This window comes from Bradyrhizobium sp. IC4059 (assembly GCF_020193615.1).
In the GTDB taxonomy this organism is placed as follows: domain Bacteria; phylum Pseudomonadota; class Alphaproteobacteria; order Rhizobiales; family Xanthobacteraceae; genus Bradyrhizobium; species Bradyrhizobium yuanmingense.
Genome location: NZ_JADYVH010000006.1, coordinates 500,979 through 522,474, shown reverse-complemented (window position 1 = coordinate 522,474; position 21,496 = coordinate 500,979). Strand labels below are relative to the sequence as shown.

Below are 21,496 nucleotides of genomic sequence, written 5' to 3'. Positions count from 1 at the left end.
CGGCGCACCTCCACCCCACCCAGTTACGACAATATGGTCCATCAAGTAGCGCCCCAGCGCGTCAGATCCTGCACCGAGCCCTTGGCCCCCTTTGAATGAACGCGAAAGCAAGAGTATTCGTGTCGACTCTAACGAGGACGCGCACAGAAAGACCAACGGAGCGCAAGCGCGTACGTCGGTTCCACTTTGTTGATCGAACCAGACTACGCCGCGTACGCGACCTGATCGATCAACATCGATTTGCCGTACGACTGCGCCCTCACGGCATCGAAGGCGCCCTGTAAGAGCAGCAGTTTCCAAGGCATCCAGCGGTGCGGCAAAGCGCGTGAGCATCGGCCGCGAGTGAGGCCACCGTGCGCGGATAGCTGCCATCAGCGCGAACTGATTCAGTGAAGGTTCAAGTTCTCGCGAGAGCTGACTGTCAGGCTGCCATGGTACGCTATCCATGGCACCGGCAAGCGCTAGCCGTCGCTCGATCATCGAATACCAGGGGTCCAACTCACCCGGCTCTAGCGGCCAAGGCGCGCTCAATCCATCGCACGGCGCAAGGTCGGAGGAGTTCAGCCGATAGTATTGCCGGCCGTGCCCTGGAAGGCCCACGCGTCCGCCGAGCGTTCGCGCTCGTATCCAGACAAAAGGTTGGCTCCGTGGCGTCACGTAAGGCAGGTCATGATCGTCAACAAACGAGTCCGGCGCTCGGCCCCAGATGCTGCAGCGAGATTGGATGGGCTGGCGCAACATGCCGAGGCCTCTCAAGGCCATCTTGCCAAAGGGAACAACCGCAGGAGGGAGCAAGCGAAGTGTCGCAGGGTCCGCGAGCCTACGGGTCATGCTGGCTATAGCTCGGCGTATCCCAGTCGTTCGCGGCGAATTCTGCCACCCGGCCTCAAGCACAAGCACGCGCAGGCCAGCCTCGGCGAGTAAGAGCGCCGCCAATCCCCCGGCGGCTCCCCCGCCGATCACGATCGCATCCTGCGCTCCCGGGCGCCGCAACTCCTCAATCGTCGTGGTACCTAATACACCTGAAAGCGCCGGCCCGATCTGCATGACAACTCTCTTCAAGCGAAAATTGGTCGGGGGCTAGCATGCCAAGCGGACAGCGATGGGCCACCAGCTGTGAACAGCGACTTAAGACAAATCGGTCGGCGAACCCGGTAACCGAGCGCTCCGGGTTTAATGCTTAGGCGCAACCGCCCCGGCAATGCATGCAATGAAAGGGAAATTATCGCTTCCGCAAAACCACTATCCATGGCTTTGATTTTCTGTGACAAATTGCAAAAACAAATAATGATAGGCGCACTTAAATACATCCGTCAACTGTTAATAGGCATTTAATTTCTGCATTGCACAAGCCAACCCATTTCTCCGAATATTCGGGGTGTGTAGCTCCTGCCAAAAGCACTACCTTCTCGCGGACAATACTCCCGGCCGGCTTTCAGGTAGAAACAACGCTTTAGACCGGATCCGCGGCACCGGAAGACCCGATGTGGCAGCGTCCAGCCACGACCTGATGATGCCCGCGCGTTGGGAGCGGGGGTGAGTCATTGGGGACGTGCTGTGATTCTGCGGGGCGTGGTACTCTCGATCCGATCACGGAACGATAGGAGCGCAAGACGTTTGCGGTAATCGTTCCCTGGCGGCTCACGGACAAGGGTCCGAGATGCGCAGGCGAATTGGCCGGGCGAAAGCTCACCTCACAGGTACTATGAAATCTGCAGTTCTCGCCCGCCGTACACACTTGATCTGTCGATAACTTCACCTGTATTAAACTATCTGACGTCGAATACGCGTTGGCAGGTTGGGAATGCTTGCAGCACTTCACTACCACGCATGGCGCCGGGTGCGCGCCGCGTACTATGCCTTCGGATTGGCCCGGCTGCCTTTTGGCGACGCGCTGGGGCGTGCCGTTAGCGAGTGGGAGACTGCGCAGGGGTTCGGTGACAGCCCAAAAGCGAAATCCACTTGGGACGCCGAGTACAGCGATGGCCTCTGGACCTACATGCAGCGCGAAGTAGCTCGCTACTGGACACTCATCGGTTTCATGGACGCTTTTAGACGTGGCGGCGAGTACCTGGAGATCGGCTGCGGAGACGGAATGCTATTCGAGCGCTTCAAGCAGCTTGGATATGAACGCTATGTCGGAGTGGACATCTCTGACGTGGCAATCGAGAAGCTCCGTCTGTACAACGATGATCGCACTGACTTTTCTCAGGCTGACGGCGACGTGTACGAGCCCGACGGCCGTTTCGATGTCATCGTCTTTAACGAGTCTCTTTTCTATTTGCGCGACCCCGTTCGGTCGCTCGAGCGTTACGCGCAATCACTCAAACCGGGAGGCTGCATCATCGTCTCGAACTACACCGCATCGCGGCGATCATTGGCAGTGTTGCGGGAGGCAAAACGAGCATTCGAGGTGATCGACGAGGCCAAGACGACTCAACGGGCGATGTCCTGGCTTTGCACAGCACTGAAACCGCCCAAATACTAAAGCGCTAGTGATACCGCAAGCGCATGAGTTGGCGATAGAGCCCGAGCTTTGTGCTGATTTTCCAGGAAACGCCGCGCATCGCATCCGGATCGCGCAAGTGGCGGCGCATGTACTCAGCATCCATGTTGTTCGTCATACAAAGGCGGGAGTACAAAAACGATTCGAAGCCGCGATGATATCCAAGCTGGATTGTAAAGAGGTGTGTGTAGCCAGCCCTCAGCGCCGCCTCCCAGACCCGTCGGGAAAACCGTCCATATGGGAAAGCGAAGAGAGCTACCTGTCGACCGAGGCGATCCTCAAGCATCGACTTGGACACACCGAGCTCGCGCTCGAGTTCTGCGTCCGAGACAGTCGTCAAATCGACGTGGGCCATGCCATGTGAGCCGATCGCAACACCCCCCTTGGCAAGCTCCTCGATCATGTCCCAACTCATACGTCCCGGCGAGCCTACAAAGTCTACCGGGATAAAGGACATGAAACCCGGGATACGACCGGTCGTCATGTAACGGGCGTAGACATGCGTATAGTCCGAAATAAATCCATCGTCGAAAGTCAACAGGACCGCGCCGGTGCCGTGGGATGTCGGATCGGAGCAATGCTCCAGAAACTTCTGGGGCGAGACCAGTGCCTCCCCGCAAAGTGCGAGATGCACTTCGAACGTTTCATGAGTCAGGCACCACGCGTTCGAAGGCGAGGCTTCCACCAGCTCATGATAATTCAAGACGATCATAGAGTTTCTATCAGATCTGAAACCCGCCGGGCCCAAGCCTGCCAGTTCAATCGGGCCTCGAAGGCGTCGCGGCTCGATTGTCTCAGGCGTGCCAGCCGATCCTGGTTAGCAAAGGTCTCGAAGATGACCGCCGCATAGTCCGCCTTCGTCGCTTCCGGTGGCAACAACAAGCCCGTCTCCCCGTTGCGGACAGCGCAGGGGACGCCGCCAGTGGCCGGCGCAATGCTCGGTACTCCATGGGCCGCGGCTTCACAGAACACGATTCCATAGCAATCCGCCCGGGTCGGCAGCAGAAATAGATCCGCGTCCCGATAGAGCTGATCCAATCGGTTGCGCTGTTCGCGATCACACTTGTCGAGATAAGGGATGATCGTCAGGCCATCCTGAGCAACTGACTTCGGCGGAGTACATCCGCAGATCACGAGCTCCGCCTCCATGCCCCTCTTCCTCAGTTCAGCGAGGACGCCGACCGCGATGTCAGCGCCCTTCTCCTCCCAGTTGGCGCCGATGAAGAGGAGACGGCAGGGACCCGGCTTGCGGCACCCTAGCACGGAGGCACGATCCGGCGCTTCTTCGAGGTTGGCGCCCCAAGGAATGACATGCACCCGGCTACGGTCGGCACCGTAGTCCCTGATGGCAGATTCGGCTGCCCATTCCGACGGGTAGAGGATCAGATCCGCGCGCGCGATCGTGTCCCGCTCCACGCGTTCAGCGATGTCCCGAGCACCTCGCGACAAGTTTCGATAGTTAGGATGGTAGTTCTCAATGAGCCGAAAGGTCGCGTCGGACGCATAGACGAGCGGAACGCCGTTAGGCACACTCCATGCAAAGGTAGAGCCGGCCGGCGCGAAGACGATATCGGGCGACACCGCTCGGATTTTACGCGCAGAGTCCGCTGCATATTGTGCAACGACCGCCCCCGCATGCAACGGGGAACGGCCGCGTCTGCGAAAGGCACGGCAAAGCCTGGAATACGTCTTGTATAGGGGCAATATCGGTGCGCTCAACGGACCGATATGGACCACCTCGTGACCTTCACCTGCGAGCGATCTCGACATGTGAAACGGGGTACCGGACCAGAACCTGACCAGGCGCCCATCCCCGATCGTGGCGAATGCAATCCGCCGTGCCGCCGGCCTGTCGGAGATGTGGTTCTGAGTCATTCTATTCCCGCACACACGGACCATCGACCACTTCGCCGGAAAGATCTCTCATGGAGCGAGCGAGCGATCGCTGGATAGAAGTAGCTTTTTCAAACCCGCAGTAAGCGACAGAGGCATAAGAGCCACGCCGGCTCTCATAACGAGAGGTACGTGTCCCGTTTCGGCAAATCCGCGAGCGTAGGTTGAGATCGATTTCATTCGTCTTCCCGAGTGCAGATAGATCCATCCCAAATCCTTGCAATGCCGAGCGATTGCACGATTTGCCGCTTCGAGCGCTTCGCGATCTCGCCGAAGCCCCTTCTTCTCGCTCACTGCCAGCTGCAGCAAGGACGATTTATCCTCCTCCTGGAGTTTCGATAGGGTTGAATCCTCGAGCACCCGCATAACTGCGAGCTTGCGATCGACGTATCCAAATCCATGATGCTTCGAGATTCTCAGGTACAGTTCCCAGTCCTCGCCCGAACACCATGATTCATTATAACCTCTAAACTCATCCAGAACAGTGCGCCGGATCAATACCGCAGTCGGCTTGATAGGCACTTCTTCCAGCAAACACAGATACATCTCACGGCTGCTGAAGAGAAAGACATCGAAATCAGAACGCGCGCGCGATGCGAGCAGTTTCGGAAATGCACGCATGCTTGAGACAATTGACGAGATGGATCTGCCACGGTCGACCTCAACGTCACAGAACACCGCGCCAATCTGACGATGACGCCGCAAAACATCGACGAGACTGCTGAGCATCTCCGGCTTCCACAGGTCATCCGAATCCAGATGAGCAACGATATCGCCGTTGGCGGCCTTTATACCCGTGTTGCCTGCCGCACTCACCCCGCGATTGCGATCATGCCTAATGTAACGCACTTTGTCGCTTCGAAACTTTTTCACCGTTGCGGCCGTGCCGTCTGTGGATCCATCATCAACGACGATTATCTCGAAATTCGCATACGTCTGATTCAAGGCACTCTCGATCGCTTCCCCGATGATGTACGCACGATTGTAAGTTCGTATGATAATGGAAACCTTCATGCTTTAGTCCTGCGCAGCGAGAAATCCTGATCGGCGTCCCTGCCAGCCTAATGACCTCGCGGTCCCCCGTCTTCAAATGTCTCCGGTAATCGGGTCGCACCTCTTTCGCGCAATATGGCGGTCTCCGCGAGGTTCGCTCGCATCCCGGTAAACACAGCGATGAGGATCCAACAAATGCCCCAAAAGTGCACAATGAACCCTAGAAACGCGATCGTCGCTATTACAATTCCGAGCGCCACTGACAGCCGTCTCTCTTCGGGAGTAAGGTGAGGCGATTTGTCGATCGAGCCAAGCCAGCATGCGCTGGCAATTGTCAAAAGGATCAACGCGCTTCCCGGAATTCCATACGACATTGCGGTGGCAAGCCAAAAGGCATCCACGCTCGAACTCACGAGCGCGCCATGCGACTGCCAATTCCAGTCGCCATTCAAACCAATTCCGAAGATCGGCGAACCGAGGACCACAGGTCCTCCCGTGTCCCAAATCGCTTGACGGGCCCAGGCCGCCTCTGGGCTTACTCCGCTAAGTCGCACAAGGGTTGCGACCGGGCTGCCAGAGAAAGTGAAAACAACAAGGAGTAGAGCGGTCACACACAACCCGACCAACTTCCATCGGGCAGCGAAGCGAGGGCTTGCGGCATAGAAACTCGCCAGCGCAAATCCGATCAGATAGGCCAACAATGGACTGCGCGCCTGCGAAAACCACACACCGATGAGGGCGATGCCCGCCACACCCCAGCCGAGTACCTGGTGCCTGAACGTAGTGAAGGCCACGACCCCAAACCAAACGCAAACAGCACCGAACAATATCGAATGCTCGAGCGGCCCCATGGCGCGAACGACACCGTCCCGATAGAACGTGTCAGCCCTGATTGCTAATGGTCCATCGTAACTAAGCTTCGCATAGCCGGTAATACCTTTGATGAACTCATAGGTGAACAGTTTATCACTCAGCGGGTCAAGAAGCGCTATGCCGACGATCAAGATCATCAGCTTGCAGGAGAACCGTGCTATTCGAACGGAACTATCGACCGGCCCAAGAAGAAACCGGAACGTCAGGTATGCGCCCACAAACTCGAGCGCTTCGATTCCAGCCCCTTTAAAACCCGCAGGACCATCAGTGACTGTGGCAGCCAACATCATCCAAACGCCCGTGAGCGGGGCCAAGATATCCGATGGGACGCAGACGACGGTTCGCGCGCCTAGACGCTGTCCAAGCTGCTGTAGCGCGGCGATGAAGGAACAGAAAATTAGAACTCGAGCAACCGAGAGGCGAAAATCGCCGACGAAGAAAGACAATCCTTCGGGCAAGACAATCGCGACCAACAATAGCTTCAGATACAGTTCCGTCCCCCAACGCGGCGCCCCCGCGGCGCGACCAACTGGACTCCACTGCCGACCATACAGATACGTAAGCTGAGAACCCGATTCCAATTCTAAGCTTTTGCGGGTCAACGCGAGTACCTCAAATATCTGAGACGTTCTGCAAACAAGTAGCGCGCTCGAAGCCGAGGCGCCGCACAAAGCGACAATTCCTCCCTACGAGGCGCTTCATTTCGTGGTCTCCAGGGGAGTCGCCAGGAAGTCACGACGCAGGCGGCTCGCTACGCTGGGTGAAATCAAGGCGTAAACCAGCGCTTTGTAGTAGTGCGGATCCGCTGGGTGCAAACACGCACATTGCCAACCCGTCTTTAATGCCGACAACCGACGGTTCGACCTACGCCAATCCAGCACGCTCTTGATGAAATGGGCGGCGATGTTGTTGTCCAATAAACTGTTGTTAGATCCTCTGTAGCCGCACATCGCATCCGCGCAACCCTGCTCAAACCGCAAACCGCGCCGCTCGCATGCTCGCCTGAAGACATCGACCTCAAACTGCTTCCGCCAGGTTGGCGCCCGTCGGCTGAGGGAATTGGGAAGAATGCGGTAGGCATAAAGGCACTCCCCCAATACGATCATCGGATGCACCTCCCCGACTCTCCATATGTAATCGCAGGTCTCGGCAACCATTAACGACGGCTCGAACCGGATATCGCCAACCAATGACATTCGAAACATTCCCGTGGGATCGAGAGCCGGCATTTGAAAGGCCCTGATCTCGGACTGGCAGTCGCTCTCGCTTTTCGGCGAAAACACGGGTGCCATGAATCTCTCGTTGATGATGAGCTCGTTGCCGCAGAACACGGCAGCCAAATGCGGACTGTTGAGCAGCGCACGAACCTGCTTTTCGATTCTAGTTGGATAGCTGATGTCATCCGCGTCTTGAATTGCGTAAAACTCGCCGCGGATCCGATCGAGCGCTCGATTGATAGCAACAGGCTTGCCTGAGTTCGCTTGATGGATCACGCGAACACGCTCATCTACCAGCAAATCCTGAACTGAGCTGAAGCAGCCGTCCGAACTACCATCGTCGACAATGAGAATATCCAGATTCCTGTATGTCTGATTAATTATGCTCAACAGCGACGGTCGAAAATATTTACCAGCGTTGTACACGCACATCACGACCGTGACCAAGGGTTCTTCAGCCATTCCTCCAGCCTTGGGCGGATGTGCCTCGGACATCACGAAACGCTCCTAGTCAGTCGGGCCTGACACGCCGGCGCCATCTGCACGACCTCCCGGTTCGCTGGCCAGACTTTTGCAATTCTTCAGCGCGCAGACCAAGAATGGCCTTTCTCGGGTTCCGCCGGAGGCCCAGTCCGTAAGCACATGAAATTCCGCCTACTCACCGCTTTGTCTGCACTCAAGAATAAAACTCCGCGTCGTCTCAGGAGGCATGGCATACGCCTGTCAGCCCCGGAGCCCCTCGGAAGGCCCTCCGTATCCAAACATAATTAAATCGCTTTTAAATTTCAATCGCCATCCATTTAAATATTAGAGACGCGCTTTGGTTATGTTATAACATCGAGCCTCGACTGAAATACCGGCCTCGCGCCCTGACCAAGCTCCACGTTTACTGGTGCGGCCGGCAAAGCCCACGCCGGCGCAGCCTAATCCCGGCGACGCGGGCTTCGGTTGAACTTTAGAGGAAGCCCTCGGAATTAAAACATGCGATCTTTGCCTATTTAATTTGGACAGCCTTCAGTTTATTTATTATATTCATTGCAGATACACGAAGCTTCGCCAACCGAGTTCCGCTTGATTGCCCGCGGGCCGCGACCCGGCGAGAACGAAAGGCGGCGCATGCAAAGTGACAGCCCGATCAAGAAGGTTGGACAGAGCGATCAGCCGAAGGCATCGGCAAGCTCGTCAGTTTCGCGTCATAGTGAGGACACTGCACCTCTACGGCCTCACCGATCGCTTAGCCGGCAGTCGATCCGCCGTTGTGGCTAGGTACTCGATATGATTTGTAAAACTTGCTTGTCAGACAGCGAACATCGCCACCACGTCTTTATTGAGATGATGTTTGGCACAAAAGAGCGGTTTGAGTATCAGGAATGTAGTGATTGTGGGACGATCCAGCGCTTATCGGACGTAGCCGATGAGAGTCGCCTTTACCCCGATGGGTATTACTCATTCTCCAGACCGTCGCGAAATTCGCGTGTTACTGCCGTCAGGGACGCGCACGCACTCGGCACTAAGAGCATATTGGGAGCCGTGGCGTCCTTTGTGAGGTACGATCCCATCGTAGCGGTCATCGGATGCTTTGGAATTGATCCCAGTTCTCGAGTGCTGGACGTAGGCTGCGGGTCCGGGAAACTTCTTTACAGAATGTCTGCGGCAGGGTTCAAGAATCTTACAGGAGTCGATCCCTACATTGTCGAGCCAGCAGCAGGTGCCGTGACGATTCAAAAATCGGACCTTCAGAGTATGTCCGGCGAGTTTGACTTCATCATGTTCAATCATTCGTTAGAACACGTGCCCGAGCCGGACCAAAGTCTTAGCAATGCAAGAAGGTTGCTTGCGCCCGGCGGCCGCATTCTGGTTCGCATCCCAACCTCATCCTCGCATGCGTGGAGAGAGTACGGCCCGAATTGGGTGCAACTGGATGCGCCGCGCCACGTTGTGATACCCTCTCGCAAGGGAATGAATGCATTGGCGGAGCGCTGCGGTTTGCGTGTTAGGCAATCAATCGACGATTCGACTGCATTTCAGTTCTGGGGAAGCGAAATGTACAAGAGCTCCAAGCCGCTGGCATCATCCAGACCAGATGATGTGTTCAGCCGGCGGGAAATGAGAGGGTTTGCCAAGAGGGCGGCAAAGCTGAATACTGAACAGCAAGGCGATCAGGTAGCTTTCCTGCTGAACGCTGCCTAGGGCTGAATCACCGTAAGTCCAAGCCGAGGCTCACGCTTGAAGTGCAAGGGCATGAGAGCGATTGACTAAGAGATCGGCCAAGCCTGCGACATGCGGCGCGGACTGCAGGGTCCTCCCGGCCCCGCTCTGGACGGATGAGAATTCGTAGCTAATTGAAAGCTTCACCGGAAGGTTGCCCTGCGGGGGTGTGAGACCTCGGCGAGGACATTTTTGCCTTCCTTGAATCGATATGTGCAACCACCTTGCTCATTGAAGCAGAAAGAGCGCTGTTTGAATATCTTTCTAGAACCATGCTTTCAGCGCTTGCCACAAGCGCGTCATAGACCGTTTCGTTGCTTAAGGCCCTATACGCCTCGCAAAAGCTACGATCATCATCGAACTCCAAAAAATGAACGCCAGAGACGACATCCAGCCCTTCTACACCTTTCCTTGTAGAGATAATGGGCCTCTCCAAGAGTGCCGCCTCCAAAACCTTTAACCGCGTCCCGCTACCCTCGAGCAATGGCACAACAACCGCTCTACAGTCCTTGTAGTACTCGACGACATCAGGGACATCGGGATGCAACTCGACTCCCTTTGAGCGAGCGCAAGCTTCGATCACCTCTGGCAATGGGTCACGTCCAACAACCAAAAGAACGGCATCGGGGTACACATTCCTGTAGAGCGGATACACGTTTTCCAAAAACCAGAGCAAGCCGCTGACATTAGGCTGATAGTGAAGCGCACCAATAAACAGCAAAATGTGTCGGCCGGCGAACCCGCTCCCCATGGGGAGTTCTCCTGGACCTCTCATCCCCAACGTGTTTGGCACAACGAAGATACTTTCAGAGGCCATTTCACCCCACAGATCCAATTTATCCTTCTCGGAACATACCAAGCAGGCGCCAAAGGCGGTCACACAACGAGTTTGATAGTAAGTCAGGAGCACCTTGTTGATGGCACGGAACAGTTTCCTCAAGGCATTATTCGTCGGGGTAAACAGCGTATCATAGAGCGAAAGAGTCAGGACGTCATCAATATCAACGATGACCTTCATTTTCGCCGTCTGTGACAATCCAAAAAACCCGGCGGTATTCCTGAGGTATCGCACCAGCACAAAATCGTAGCCGCCAAACTCTATTAGCGCGACCAACTTCTCCATCGAGGCTTTGCTATACTCTCTAACGGGATACGGAAAGCCACGAACCGACATTCCGAACCGTCCCCGCAAGGTTCTAGGGTACTCCAGCTTCTGTAAACAATATTTCCCAGAGAATACGTCATCCTTTTCGAGATGCCCCCCCGCTCCTGCCATCTGTCGCAGACCGGAGGGCAAATCCGAGAGATACGCAATATCGACGGGCCCAAGGCCGGCAAAGTACCGTGCGAGATTCATGGTTCTGATGTCAGCGCCAAACTTCTCAGGCAGAGGATACCTGTCGCTGATCACTAGGGTCTTCTTCATCGAACTTACAGCAAAAGAGTCGGTTAAACTCGGAATCTGATCCTTAGCCTCGCACCAAATGCTCTCGAGCGGTTCGCAGCAACTCGCGAACCTGCCGGCCTGGACCGCCGAATGAAAGAACAATCAATTTCAAGAACACCGGCAGCATGAAAGGCTTCAGCTTCAATCCCTTCAAATAATATGATCTCGCTGATATAGAATCGCCCTCTGAATAATAGATCTCAGCCAGCGCCACCATGATGCGTGAACGGATCCACGTCTTCTCCTGCTCAGTATAAGGGCTGCGATCGAGTGTCGCTTCCACCTGCTGAAGATCTATAGTGGACCAGGATGTCTGCCCCATCCACGAATAGGGTTTTGAGGCACAATGTTTGGCATAGAAGTTGGCGAGCGCACCCAAGCAAGCCTTGTATACTGTCAGGGCGCCTTTCTCCTTGGCAGCCTGCGATATCATCGTGATGACGGCCAACTCGGAGTGCCAGCAGATATCGATCTTCTCTTGAGTGATGGCGTTTGTCATACTGAGTTCATGTTCACGGTAACACACCATCGGCTCTGCAAAGTATGCGACGTGATAGTTCAAGGAGAACAATAACCACATGTACCAATCGCCGCCCCAAATGAAATCGACCGGAATTCCGGCCCATACCACGTCGACCGGATAGAGGCTCAGTTTCTCGTAACAGTCACGTCGAACAAGCACCGACGCAGCCAGAATCGCATTTCCTTTTACTTTCAATGAGTGCTTGATGATCTCCTCTCCCCTGACGATCGTATCGACGTCTCCATAGGTCGAGTAATCTATCACTGCACCTTCTTTTCCACGTCTCAGGCTAACCCCGGGGCAGAAGGCAAGACCGACCTCCGGATGATTTTCCAGGGTTTCGACGTATCTTTGCAGTATGTACGGTCGGCGCAAGCGATCATCGGCCGATATAAGCCAAACGTACTTCCCTCGACTTAAAAGTATTCCCTTGTTGTAATTCCGGAGCGCTCCCAGATTCTGCTCGTTCCTGACATAGGTAACTCGGCTATCTGTGAATGTTCTGGCAACTTCTTCCGTTTTGTCCGGAGAGCAATCATCCATGATGAGGATTTCGAAATCCTCAAAGGTCTGCGAGAGGATGCTGTCGACACATTCTGGCAAGAAAGCAGCCAGTCGGTAGCAAGGGACGACAAAGCTAACAAGCGGCTTTTGCATTTGGAATAACTCGCCTATTGTGGATCCGCACTTTGAAGAGCCTAAGCCGTAACTCGCCCGATGACGCGCCATGAAGAGCGCACAGGGCGTCTTGGGCCTTGAGGAACGCGGCCTATTACAATGCAGAGGCTTGGAGCTCCCTTCGCAACGCGCAGGCGACCCGCTCCTGATCTTCCTCGCTCATCTGCGCGTAAATTGGCAACAAAATCGAATTGTCCTGCGCGAACTCGGAGTGCCGCAGATCGTGGCGGTGCTTGTCCTTGGCGTAGGGCGCTTCCCGGTGCGAGCACATAATGCCGCGTCGAGTCGCGATGCCCTGATCGAGCAGGCTTTGCATGATCTTGAGCTGGTCGACGCGGTCCGGCAGCCCAACGCAATAGCTCTGCCAATTGGACCGCGCCCAATCGGGCTCGATCGGCAGTCTCAGGCCTGCGAAATTGCCGAGCATTTCTCGATAGCGGGCCGCGATCGCGCGGCGTCGAGACACCAGTGCAGGCAGCCGCTCGAGCTGCTCGCGTCCGACCGCGGCCTGTATATCGGTCATGCGGTAGTTGTAGCCGACTACCAGATAGTCCTCGAAGATCACCTGCTGTGAGCCGTGCCGCACGATGTCCGGAACGCTCATGCCATGCTGGCGCAACAGCCTGAACTTATGGTCGAGCTTCGCATCGGAGGTGGTGAGCATCCCACCCTCGCCGGTCGTGATGACCTTGCGGGGGTGAAAGGAGAAGCAGGCGATCCGCCCATGCGGCTTGCCGACGCGCTCCCAGCTGCCATCCACTCGGATCTGGCTGCCGGCTGCGCAGGCCGCATCCTCGATCAAGATGATGCCCTGGCGATCGGCCAGCGTGGCGAGGGCTGTCAGATCACAGGGCATACCCATCTGGTGGACGGCGATCACCGCGCGTGTGCGCCGAGTGATCGCTTCGGCAACCCGGTTAGGGTCGATATTGTATGTACCGGGATCGATGTCGACAAAGACCGGAGTCGCGCCGCAATACCGGATGCAATTGGCCGTGGCGATAAACGAGTGGCTGGCCGTGATGACCTCGTCGCCAGGCCCAATCTCCAGGGCGACGAGCGCCAAATGCAGGGCGGTTGTGCAGTTGGAAACGGCGCAGGCATAAGGCGCACCGACCAGGGCCGCAAAATCGCGCTCGAAGGCTGCCACCTGTGGGCCCTGCGAGACCCAGCCGGAGAGTACAGCTGCGCGAGCTGCGTCGGCCTCCTCCTCAGCAAGCAACGGTAATGCGATCGGAATCACGGGATTATCGCCCTCCTGCTGGCGAGCCGCCCACACCAACCCCCCGCCCCCGGACCTGGCGCTACATCGATCTCAGAACTGGCCCGATGATCTTGAGCTTTCAAACCTGACAAGGGCATCAAGGACTATTCCTATCCTGGAGCGCGATGCGGTGTGGCGATTTATTTGTCATAGATTATTATAATTAAGTCAATTAACCAAACGATAATAATTAAATCTAATGTGGATCTCCGACACTGTCGGGGACAGCTTCAGGCGCCAACCTGGCTTCCTTGCAGCCGATGCGCACGACACTACGGTCGCGTAGCCGAACCTCACGCGACACAACCGCGTCAGCGCAGATGGTCGCCCGGGGGAAACCGCGATCGAGTCCCCCTCGAGGAGGCATGACTATCATCCACTTTCAAGCTCGAGGTAATCTTGCAAGCAAGGCCGTCACGAGAAATCACGATGCGCGAAGACATGGAGCTGCTGGTCCAGCTGTGACGGCATTCCGACCGCCAGGATACTCATAGCACCGCGCCTGTGTAATGAGGTCCCTCAGGTCGCGCCAGATGGGGCCACTGCGTCAGCCAGAGGTCGGCGCAATGACCAATCCGGTCGCCCGACATCGAAAGCTGCTCGATGTTGGCGATGCTGTCGAGCCAGATAGTGCGCGCACCCATCATTTGTCCAAACCGTAATGCCAAATATCCCGGAGCGGCACCCGTCGAAACGACGATGTCCGGCCTTTCATTCCAAACGATCCAGGCCATTCTGCGCGCCGCCTTCAACAGCGCGAGTTTGGTCAACCGGTTAGCATCATTGACAAGGTAGAATTTGTGGTCGGGCACCTGCGCTTGATAGGAGTCGTGGACGGTGACGAACGTGACTTCGCAATGCTCGAAGGCGGGTTTGATCCGCAACAGCTGCACCCAATGGCCCCCACCCGAAGAGACCGCCAGCAGTTTCGGCCGAGTGCCGGGTGACCGCGGCGTGTTATTCTTGAGCAACGTCTTGCGGTGAAAAACCGGGCTGAGAAGCATGGGCTGGCCTCCCTAGAACGCTGCAAGCTCGCAAGCTCCCATCAACGGATCGGGTCCTCGGTGCCTGCATTTAATGTTTTAATTTAAATTAACAGGCCGCCATTTAAAATCAAGCGATTTATATGCGGAGCACGTCCGATTTCCTGTCATGCCAGCCGCATTGGAATCTTACTTGATTGAATCTGATAGTACCGCACGGGAAGTGTCGTCGCGTTGCCAACGATGAGCTCCAAGTCGGGAACCCAGGGTAGCCTTACAGCGAGCGGCAATGTTGACCCCACAATAAATCAATAGTCCGGCCCATAAGCGAGGTTCCTTGAACAGCGCAATGAGCGCCCGGCCATTCGCCGGTCCTTTGTTGACGCGCAGTTCAGGAAAGCGCCGGGCGAGCTCGAATGTTCCCCTGTAGGCACGAGTTCTGACGGCGAGAAGCTGCAGCAGAGTGCGTGGGGCGAATACCGTGGACCTAACGCGGGGCAGTGTCTCCCGCTCTTCTGGTCTGAACTGAAGTCGAACAAAGGTGTCATCAGCGGTGATGTCTGGAAATTGGCCGAACCGCTTGCGTCCCGCCTCAGATAAGGCATAGACGCCAGAACCGCCGATACCCTCCCGCGAAGATGGCAGCCGTGACCGGATTCCGAAGTATTTACGGACGAGCCAGGAACAGCCTGCCAGATTGATGTCGGCTGTAGGCGCGACCGCCAAAACGCCACCTTCATCGAGGCGTCTTGCCAAAGCCAGAATGGCATCAACGGTAATCAGAATATCGGCATCAACATAAATCCGCGGAAAAACGTCCGCGATTTGATCGCCAAGGTTCAGAGCGTGGGTTTTCCTTGCGATGTTCGATTCCAAAACATTGACGGCTGGGCCGAAACGCCGGGCGACGTTCGCAGTGTCGTCTGAGCACCCGTTGCAGACGACGATCACACGGATCTGGTCCGAAGCTGAGTTGCCAACCCATTGCCTCAACGTCCGTGCGATCACAGAACTCTCATTGTGGGCTGGGACGACGATCGAAATCATGAATGGTCCGGTCGAGATCGATCAAATTTGCGTATCTGAGGCTGCCACAGGTTCGATCAGCCTCATGGGGTGGTTCAGCCTCACAGGCGATGGCTTTGCGCGGGCGCCCACAGGCATCGACCGAGCCGACTACAGGGGCGAACCCGTGCTTACCCCCGTCTGCGGACTCTACCGAACCTAGCCGGATGGCAGGGCCGCGCGTTCCGCCTCGGCGTCGAACGCTCCGACGCCCAAGCAGAGAGAGCGGCCGGGCGCGCCGCTTCGGTCTCTTGATCTGCAAGTAGCGACATTGCGATCGGAATCACGACGCCGCCGCCTGCCGCTGATGTTCCGAAGCGAGCTCGCGCTCGGATCGCCACCATTTCACGAGATCTGCGAGCCCTTGCTCCAGCGAAACCGTGGTGCGGAAGCCCAGCAAACGCTCTGCCTTACCCGTCGAGGCCAGCCGTCGCGGTACTGGGTTGACCGAGCGCTCCGGCGCGAATTCGGGCGTGAGGCCGCGGTGTCCCATCACCGACGCAAGTACCGTAGCCAGCTCGGTCAGGCTTGTTTCAGTGCCGCTCCCGACGTTAAAGACCTCATCGGTAATCTTTGCCCTGGCGGCAAGGATGTTGGCACGCGCGACGTCGCGGACGTGGACGAAATCCATGGTCTGACGGCCGTCGCCAAAGATAACGGGAGGCAATCCGGCTTCCAGCCGCTCCATCCAGCGGATCAAGACCTCGGTGTACCGTCCGTGGATGTCCATCCGGCTGCCATAGACGTTGAAATACCGGAATGCCACATAGTCGAGGCCGCATGCATCGTTGAAAGCCCGCAGTAGCCCTTCGTTAAACGCCTTGGCGGCCCCATAGAGGGTTCGGTTATTGTAGGCATTCTGCCGCTCTGTCGTCGGAAACTCCTCAGCCATGCCATATACCGATGCCGAAGAGGCCGCGATGACCTTCTCAATATCGTGCTTGATGCACAGCTCCAGCAGGTCGTAGGTGGCATCCACCATGACCTCCTTGGCCAGGCGCGGTTCGGCCGCACAATGAGTAATGCGGAGCGCGGCCTGGTGAAAGACGATGTCGGCAGCCTTGACCAACGCTTCCATCAGCTTGCGATCGCGAATGTCGCCGTGAACCAGCCTTACGGGTCCACGCCCGAGCGCCCGCCGGAGATTTTCCGGCCGGCCTCTGATCATGTTGTCGAGGGCAACAATCTCGATGCAGCCCTCGTTGCAGAGCAGATCAACGATGTGGGAGCCGATAAATCCCGCCCCGCCGGTGACCAGAACGCGTTTACCCTTGATATCGATCAAGACGCTCTCCTGTTGTGGGACCATGTCATGAAGCTTTGTGGATGCTCCGACCGGGTGCTGATGTCTGCGCTAGGCTGCAGCGCCGCACTCCTCAATATTCCGACAACCTCGGCCGTCCGTTCCGGCGGCAACTCGGGATAGATGGGAAGAGAGAGGAAGTCGTTCGCGAGCATCTCAGTGACGGGGAAATCACCGACCCGATAGCCGAGTTCTGCATATGCCCTCTGCAGATGCACTGGGACGGGATAGTGAATTCCGGCGCCAATCCCGGCATCACGCAATCGGTTCAGCGCGTCGTCGCGGCGCTCCGATCTGACCGCATAGACGTGATACACGTGGCGGGCGTACTGGGGCGGCTGGGGACGCGCGAATGGAAGACCAGAAAGCAGCGCATTGTATCGCTCAGCCAGCGACCGACGTGCATCCGTCCAATGCTCAATAAAGTCCAGCTTGACATTCAGTACCGCGCTCTGGATTTCGTCCATGCGATAGTTGTATCCGGCAATGACGTGGTCGTACTTCGCCTCCTGCCCCCAATCCCGCAACAGGGACACACGGCGTGCGAATTCAGGCCGGTCGGTGACGACCGCCCCACCCTCGCCAAACGCCCCGAGGTTCTTGCCCGGGTAAAAGCTGAAACATCCCAGATCGCCGATCGAGCCTGCGCGACGTCCGCGATATTCCGCGCCGTGCGCCTGCGCGGCGTCCTCAATGACGACCAGCCCGTGACGACGCGCTATGGCCATTATCGGATCCATGTCGGCCATCAGCCCGTGGAGGTGAACTGGCAGAATCGCCTTGGTTCGCGGTGTGATCGCAGCTTCGATCAAGCTGGGATCCATCGTCCATGTTACCGGGTCAACGTCGACAAATACCGGCCTGGCGCCGCTGTAGAGAATAGCTGCGGTTGTTGCGACGAACGTCATGGAAACCGTGATGACTTCGTCACCGGATCCGACGCCGGCCGCCAGCAAGGCAAGGTGAAGCGCCGAGGTGCCACTGTTCACCGCGCGACAAGCGGTGGTCCTGCAATAGTTTGCAAAGCGTTCCTCGAAGGCTGTGACCTCGGGTCCGAGCACAAAGTGCCCGCTACTGACGACCCTCGCCACCGCGGCGTCGATTTCCGGCTTGATCTGGCTGTATTGCGCTTTCAGGTCCAGGAAGGGTATCAAGATTCAAAGCCTTGATTTGATCGACATTATATCGGCTATTTAAATCCGACTATTAAATTTAATCAAGCGTTAAATTCAAGCAGAATATATATTACCGGTGGTAGTCTTTCTGAAGCGGCTCTGCTGAGCTACGACCGCTTGGCACCCCGTCGTCAGCGGCGGACAGAATCCGAGCAGGCACGCCGGCCACGACGGCGCCGGGGGGAATGTCCTTTGTCACCACTGCTCCCGCACCTACGGAGGCCCCCTCTCCGATCGTCACGCCGCATAGAATGGTCGCATTCGAGCCGATGGAAGCTCTCCTACCAACGTGAGTGCGCTGAAGTGTCCAGTCCGAAGCCAGCTGAGGACGACCATCTGCGGTTGTCGCCTTCGGATATTTGTCGTTCGTGAACATCACACCGTGGCCGATGAAAACTTCGTCTTCGATCGTGACGCCCTCGCAGACGAAGGTATGCGACGAAATCTTACAACGCGCACCTATCTTTGCCCCCGTCTGAATCTCGACGAAGGCTCCAATCTTGCTCTCATCGCCAACGGCGCAACCATACAGGTTGACCAGCTCGGGATGAAATATCCTGACGTCGCGGCCTAGCTTCACATCCTTCGTTATAGGCACGGTTGTCCTCCAGATTATGCCGGACGTGATCGACGCAGCCTCGGCGCACTCCGGAAGAGCCCGTCTACAACGTGGCGAAGCTGATGCAGCAGCGGATGGCCGGTCATTATCAATCCGCACCACCAGCCGAGGCCGGCAATGGGGAACGACAGTATCAGGCCGGTCAGGGAAGTAAGCATGCCCGCTTCGATCAATGCGGCGCAAGCCAGTACACCGGGGGCCATAGCGAACGTCACCAGGCCGCTCTTCAGAGAGGCGCGGAAAAACTCCCCTGAACTGAAGGCCAGATGACGTTTGAGGAAATATATCACCACGGCTGTCTGGAACGGCAGTGTTGCGAGGGCCGCGCTTGCGACAGCCTCTACGCCGAAAAAGGATGCGCACAGAACGACCAGAAGCGAAGGTGGTAGCGAGATGAGCGAAGACACCAAGGCGTCGCGCACGCTTCCAACCGCGAGGAACACGGGATAGGTAAGGCAAGCGGCGAATAGCGCAAGATTTGCAATGCAGAGAATGCGGACCAAGGGAACTATCTCCAGCCACGTCTGCCCGAGCCAAATCAGAACGATCGGCTGAGCCATGAGCGCGACAAAAATCAAGAACGGCCACTGCACAGCCGAAAGTAGTTCAACGGCCTCGAGATAGACGGCCTTCAGATCCGCCCCTGCCCTGCGTTGTGCGACAATCGCCGGCATAATGACAGGATTTAGAGCCTGCGCGACGAGCCGGTCGAACATTTGTGTCAGATTGGTGGCCCGGGTGTACAGACCGACAGATCCAAAATCCAGGATCTTGGCGAGCAGCAGCTGCGGCGCCAGATTGTAGACGAGATTGATGACGCTGACCGCGCTGGAGTAAAGACCGAAGTTGACTACCTCGCGATGCCCAAGCAGCGATGGACGCAAGGCGCCCCAGTCCCGATGATTGGCAAGCAGCATCACGGTGAATACAATGCTCCCCGCCAATCCGCCCCAGATTGGCGCCATGTAGCTGAATCCCGCCATCGCAAGCACGATCGATGCGAGGGCCGTCGCCGCTCCGGTTGCCAGGTTGCACACGGCCAGCGTGCCGAATTTCATGTCGCGGCGGAGCAGAGCGGATGTTGTCCCGTGAAACGGGACTAGAACAAAATTCAGCGCCGACACCTGGATGCCCTTTCTGAGACTGTCCTGGGCAAAGAGCTCCGAGAGCGGGCCCGCAAGCACGAACAGCAGAAGCGCAATTGATACCGATATTCCGAGCGTGATGGTGAACGCGGAGCGAACGTCCGCCGTGGATAATTCACGCTTCTGAATCAGATAGTTTCCGCCCCCGAACTCAAGAAAGGATGCGCCAATCACCGTCGTGATGGCAGTGACGACTGCATAGACCCCGAATTCTGCCGGCGAAAGCAGACGAGCGAGGATAGCGGTGGCAACGAAGACCAGGATAAGGCTGCCATAGCGGTCGGCCGCTGAAAACAGGATGGAACGTTCTACCGAATTCATCGCGAGACCGTCGCGCTGTTCGCGGACAGCGTGTCGCCCGCCAATGCTTCAAACCGTCGCCGTCGCACGTTCCGGACTCCTGTACTCCTGCCGTTTCAGTAGGACCGGCTTGCCGTGTTCGGCGATCGACCGAGATGCAGCCTCCAGGACCTCGATCACCCGCAGTCCGGACATGCCACTCGAGATCGGTGGCGTCCCATTGCGCACACAAGCGATGAAATGCTCGACCTCGACCTGCAGCGCTTCCTTAGGGGCGACGTGGGGCGCCCACATATCTCCAGCCCGATAGCCGATCCGGAAATGATGGGCGTGATCGGAGGGGCCGTCCACGGTGATACCCTTGTCATACACCTTGATCTTTTCCGTCGGTTCAAGATCGTCATAGACGATCATCTTCTTGCTGCCTCCAATGAACGTCTGGCGGACCTTGATTGGCGAGAGCCAGTTGACGCTGATATGGGCAACGCATGCGCTATCGAAGAACAATGTGATATGGGCCATGCTTTCCGGCGAGCCGGCCACATGGCACGATCCCGTCGCCGAAACTGCAACAGGCCTCTCATCCAAGATATGGTGGATAATCGAAATGTCGTGCACCGCTAAGTCCCAGATCACGTTGACGTCGCTCTGGAACAGGCCAAGGCTGGCCCGCGTGCTGTCGTAGTAATAGACTTCACCGAGCTCCTTCTTAAGCAAGAGCTCGCGGATTTTCCGTACGGCCGGCGTATAGACGAAAGTATGATCCACGCTCAGTATCAGACCGCGCCGAGCTGCCTCATCGATCAGGCGTCGGGCCAGATCTGAACTTTGTGCCAGCGGCTTTTCAACCAGAACGTGCTTTCCCGCCTTGAGCGCGGATAGCGCCAATTCATAATGTGTATGAACCGGCGTAGCGATGGCCACGGCATCGATGGCCGGGTTCTTGAACAGTTCATCGTAACAGGACGTCGTTATCGCTCCCGGATATAGACGCTTGCTGGTCGCGAGCTTCTCCGGATCAAGGTCGCTTATACCAACTAGACGTACCGAAGGATGAGCAGCGAAATTGCGGACCAGGTTCGGTCCCCAATAGCCGTATCCGACAACCCCAATGCCAACTGTATCGTTCGACATAACTGCACCGTGATCAAAAACTCGCGTGAGGTTTTTTCAACTTGCTAGGTTAGTTCGGCAGCCCTGGCGATGGCCACACCGCTGACCTCGCGGCCAAATGAACACGGACACACGCGCAGTGTGTCTACGACATTCCAGCTCACGGTTGCCATGGCGACGTCGAGCAGGGC

17 protein-coding genes are annotated in these 21,496 nt (G+C 56.9%); 2 read left to right on the top strand and 15 right to left on the bottom strand.

Features of this window, described 5'->3' with window-relative positions; translation table 11 throughout:
- Positions 1–1,804 precede the first annotated feature (1,804 nt).
- On the top strand, positions 1,805–2,488 hold the full coding sequence (locus tag I6F12_RS21850) for a class I SAM-dependent methyltransferase (RefSeq protein WP_057029397.1): 684 nt from the start codon (positions 1,805–1,807) through the stop codon (positions 2,486–2,488).
- Positions 2,489–2,492: 4 nt separating this feature from the next.
- Here I6F12_RS21850 and I6F12_RS21845 read toward each other — a convergent pair whose 3' ends face one another.
- The 5 genes from I6F12_RS21845 to I6F12_RS21825 form a co-directional block, all read right to left on the bottom strand.
- A complete protein-coding gene (locus I6F12_RS21845) occupies positions 2,493–3,218 on the bottom strand; it encodes a polysaccharide deacetylase family protein (RefSeq protein WP_225132517.1) in 726 nt (241 codons plus the stop codon).
- On the bottom strand, positions 3,215–4,276 hold the full coding sequence (locus I6F12_RS21840; protein ID WP_225144654.1) for a glycosyltransferase family 4 protein: 1,062 nt from the start codon (positions 4,274–4,276) through the stop codon (positions 3,215–3,217). Before I6F12_RS21840 ends, I6F12_RS21845 begins: the two co-directional genes overlap by 4 nt.
- A 153-nt stretch (positions 4,277–4,429) precedes the next feature.
- Positions 4,430–5,413, bottom strand: a complete 984-nt coding sequence (locus I6F12_RS21835; protein WP_225132519.1) for a glycosyltransferase — start codon at positions 5,411–5,413, stop codon at positions 4,430–4,432.
- A 47-nt stretch (positions 5,414–5,460) separates the two neighbouring features.
- Positions 5,461–6,738 (bottom strand): O-antigen ligase family protein, encoded by a 1,278-nt coding sequence (locus tag I6F12_RS21830; RefSeq protein WP_225132520.1) that lies wholly within the window; start codon positions 6,736–6,738, stop codon positions 5,461–5,463.
- A gap of 225 nt (positions 6,739–6,963) precedes the next feature.
- Entirely contained in the window at positions 6,964–7,977 is a 1,014-nt protein-coding gene (locus I6F12_RS21825) for a glycosyltransferase family A protein (protein WP_225132521.1), read from the bottom strand.
- Between the two features lie 780 nt (positions 7,978–8,757).
- Here I6F12_RS21825 and I6F12_RS37345 point away from each other — a divergent pair.
- Positions 8,758–9,672, top strand: a complete 915-nt coding sequence (locus I6F12_RS37345) for a class I SAM-dependent methyltransferase (RefSeq protein ID WP_346656323.1) — start codon at positions 8,758–8,760, stop codon at positions 9,670–9,672.
- 148 nt (positions 9,673–9,820) lie between these two features.
- On the opposite strand, the gene I6F12_RS21815 is transcribed toward I6F12_RS37345, so the two are convergent.
- The 10 genes from I6F12_RS21815 to I6F12_RS21770 all read right to left on the bottom strand — a co-directional run bounded on the left by I6F12_RS21815 (position 9,821) and on the right by I6F12_RS21770 (position 21,326).
- A complete protein-coding gene (locus tag I6F12_RS21815; protein WP_225157187.1) occupies positions 9,821–11,116 on the bottom strand; it encodes a glycosyltransferase in 1,296 nt (431 codons plus the stop codon).
- A 43-nt stretch (positions 11,117–11,159) separates the two neighbouring features.
- On the bottom strand, positions 11,160–12,317 hold the full coding sequence (locus I6F12_RS21810) for a glycosyltransferase family A protein (RefSeq protein WP_225157186.1): 1,158 nt from the start codon (positions 12,315–12,317) through the stop codon (positions 11,160–11,162).
- A 115-nt stretch (positions 12,318–12,432) separates the two neighbouring features.
- Complete coding sequence (locus tag I6F12_RS21805) at positions 12,433–13,581, bottom strand: DegT/DnrJ/EryC1/StrS family aminotransferase (protein ID WP_225157185.1); 1,149 nt, start codon at positions 13,579–13,581, stop codon at positions 12,433–12,435.
- A gap of 509 nt (positions 13,582–14,090) precedes the next feature.
- Entirely contained in the window at positions 14,091–14,606 is a 516-nt protein-coding gene (locus I6F12_RS21800; protein ID WP_225132525.1) for a UDP-N-acetylglucosamine--LPS N-acetylglucosamine transferase, read from the bottom strand.
- A gap of 168 nt (positions 14,607–14,774) precedes the next feature.
- Entirely contained in the window at positions 14,775–15,632 is an 858-nt protein-coding gene (locus I6F12_RS21795; RefSeq protein WP_225132526.1) for a glycosyltransferase, read from the bottom strand.
- Positions 15,633–15,933: 301 nt separating this feature from the next.
- On the bottom strand, positions 15,934–16,926 hold the full coding sequence (locus I6F12_RS21790; RefSeq protein ID WP_225132786.1) for an NAD-dependent epimerase/dehydratase family protein: 993 nt from the start codon (positions 16,924–16,926) through the stop codon (positions 15,934–15,936).
- 5 nt (positions 16,927–16,931) lie between these two features.
- Entirely contained in the window at positions 16,932–18,107 is a 1,176-nt protein-coding gene (locus tag I6F12_RS21785) for a DegT/DnrJ/EryC1/StrS family aminotransferase (protein WP_225132527.1), read from the bottom strand.
- A 91-nt stretch (positions 18,108–18,198) separates the two neighbouring features.
- Complete coding sequence (locus I6F12_RS21780) at positions 18,199–18,726, bottom strand: acyltransferase (RefSeq protein WP_225144585.1); 528 nt, start codon at positions 18,724–18,726, stop codon at positions 18,199–18,201.
- 14 nt (positions 18,727–18,740) lie between these two features.
- Positions 18,741–20,213 (bottom strand): oligosaccharide flippase family protein, encoded by a 1,473-nt coding sequence (locus I6F12_RS21775; protein WP_225157184.1) that lies wholly within the window; start codon positions 20,211–20,213, stop codon positions 18,741–18,743.
- Positions 20,214–20,261: 48 nt separating this feature from the next.
- A complete protein-coding gene (locus I6F12_RS21770) occupies positions 20,262–21,326 on the bottom strand; it encodes a Gfo/Idh/MocA family oxidoreductase (RefSeq protein WP_225132530.1) in 1,065 nt (354 codons plus the stop codon).
- Positions 21,327–21,496 lie beyond the last annotated feature (170 nt).

Coding starts and splice junctions, on each gene's coding strand:
- I6F12_RS21845 (WP_225132517.1), bottom strand. CDS start 3,218: ATGATCGTCTTGAATTATCATGAGCTGGTGGAAGCCTCGCCTTCGAAC.
- I6F12_RS37345 (WP_346656323.1), top strand. CDS start 8,758: ATGATTTGTAAAACTTGCTTGTCAGACAGCGAACATCGCCACCACGTC.
- I6F12_RS21815 (WP_225157187.1), bottom strand. CDS start 11,116: ATGAAGAAGACCCTAGTGATCAGCGACAGGTATCCTCTGCCTGAGAAG.
- I6F12_RS21800 (WP_225132525.1), bottom strand. CDS start 14,606: ATGCTTCTCAGCCCGGTTTTTCACCGCAAGACGTTGCTCAAGAATAAC.
- I6F12_RS21810 (WP_225157186.1), bottom strand. CDS start 12,317: ATGCAAAAGCCGCTTGTTAGCTTTGTCGTCCCTTGCTACCGACTGGCT.
- I6F12_RS21835 (WP_225132519.1), bottom strand. CDS start 5,413: ATGAAGGTTTCCATTATCATACGAACTTACAATCGTGCGTACATCATC.
- I6F12_RS21770 (WP_225132530.1), bottom strand. CDS start 21,326: ATGTCGAACGATACAGTTGGCATTGGGGTTGTCGGATACGGCTATTGG.
- I6F12_RS21850 (WP_057029397.1), top strand. CDS start 1,805: ATGCTTGCAGCACTTCACTACCACGCATGGCGCCGGGTGCGCGCCGCG.
- I6F12_RS21795 (WP_225132526.1), bottom strand. CDS start 15,632: ATGATTTCGATCGTCGTCCCAGCCCACAATGAGAGTTCTGTGATCGCA.
- I6F12_RS21825 (WP_225132521.1), bottom strand. CDS start 7,977: ATGTCCGAGGCACATCCGCCCAAGGCTGGAGGAATGGCTGAAGAACCC.
- I6F12_RS21775 (WP_225157184.1), bottom strand. CDS start 20,213: ATGAATTCGGTAGAACGTTCCATCCTGTTTTCAGCGGCCGACCGCTAT.
- I6F12_RS21840 (WP_225144654.1), bottom strand. CDS start 4,276: ATGTCGAGATCGCTCGCAGGTGAAGGTCACGAGGTGGTCCATATCGGT.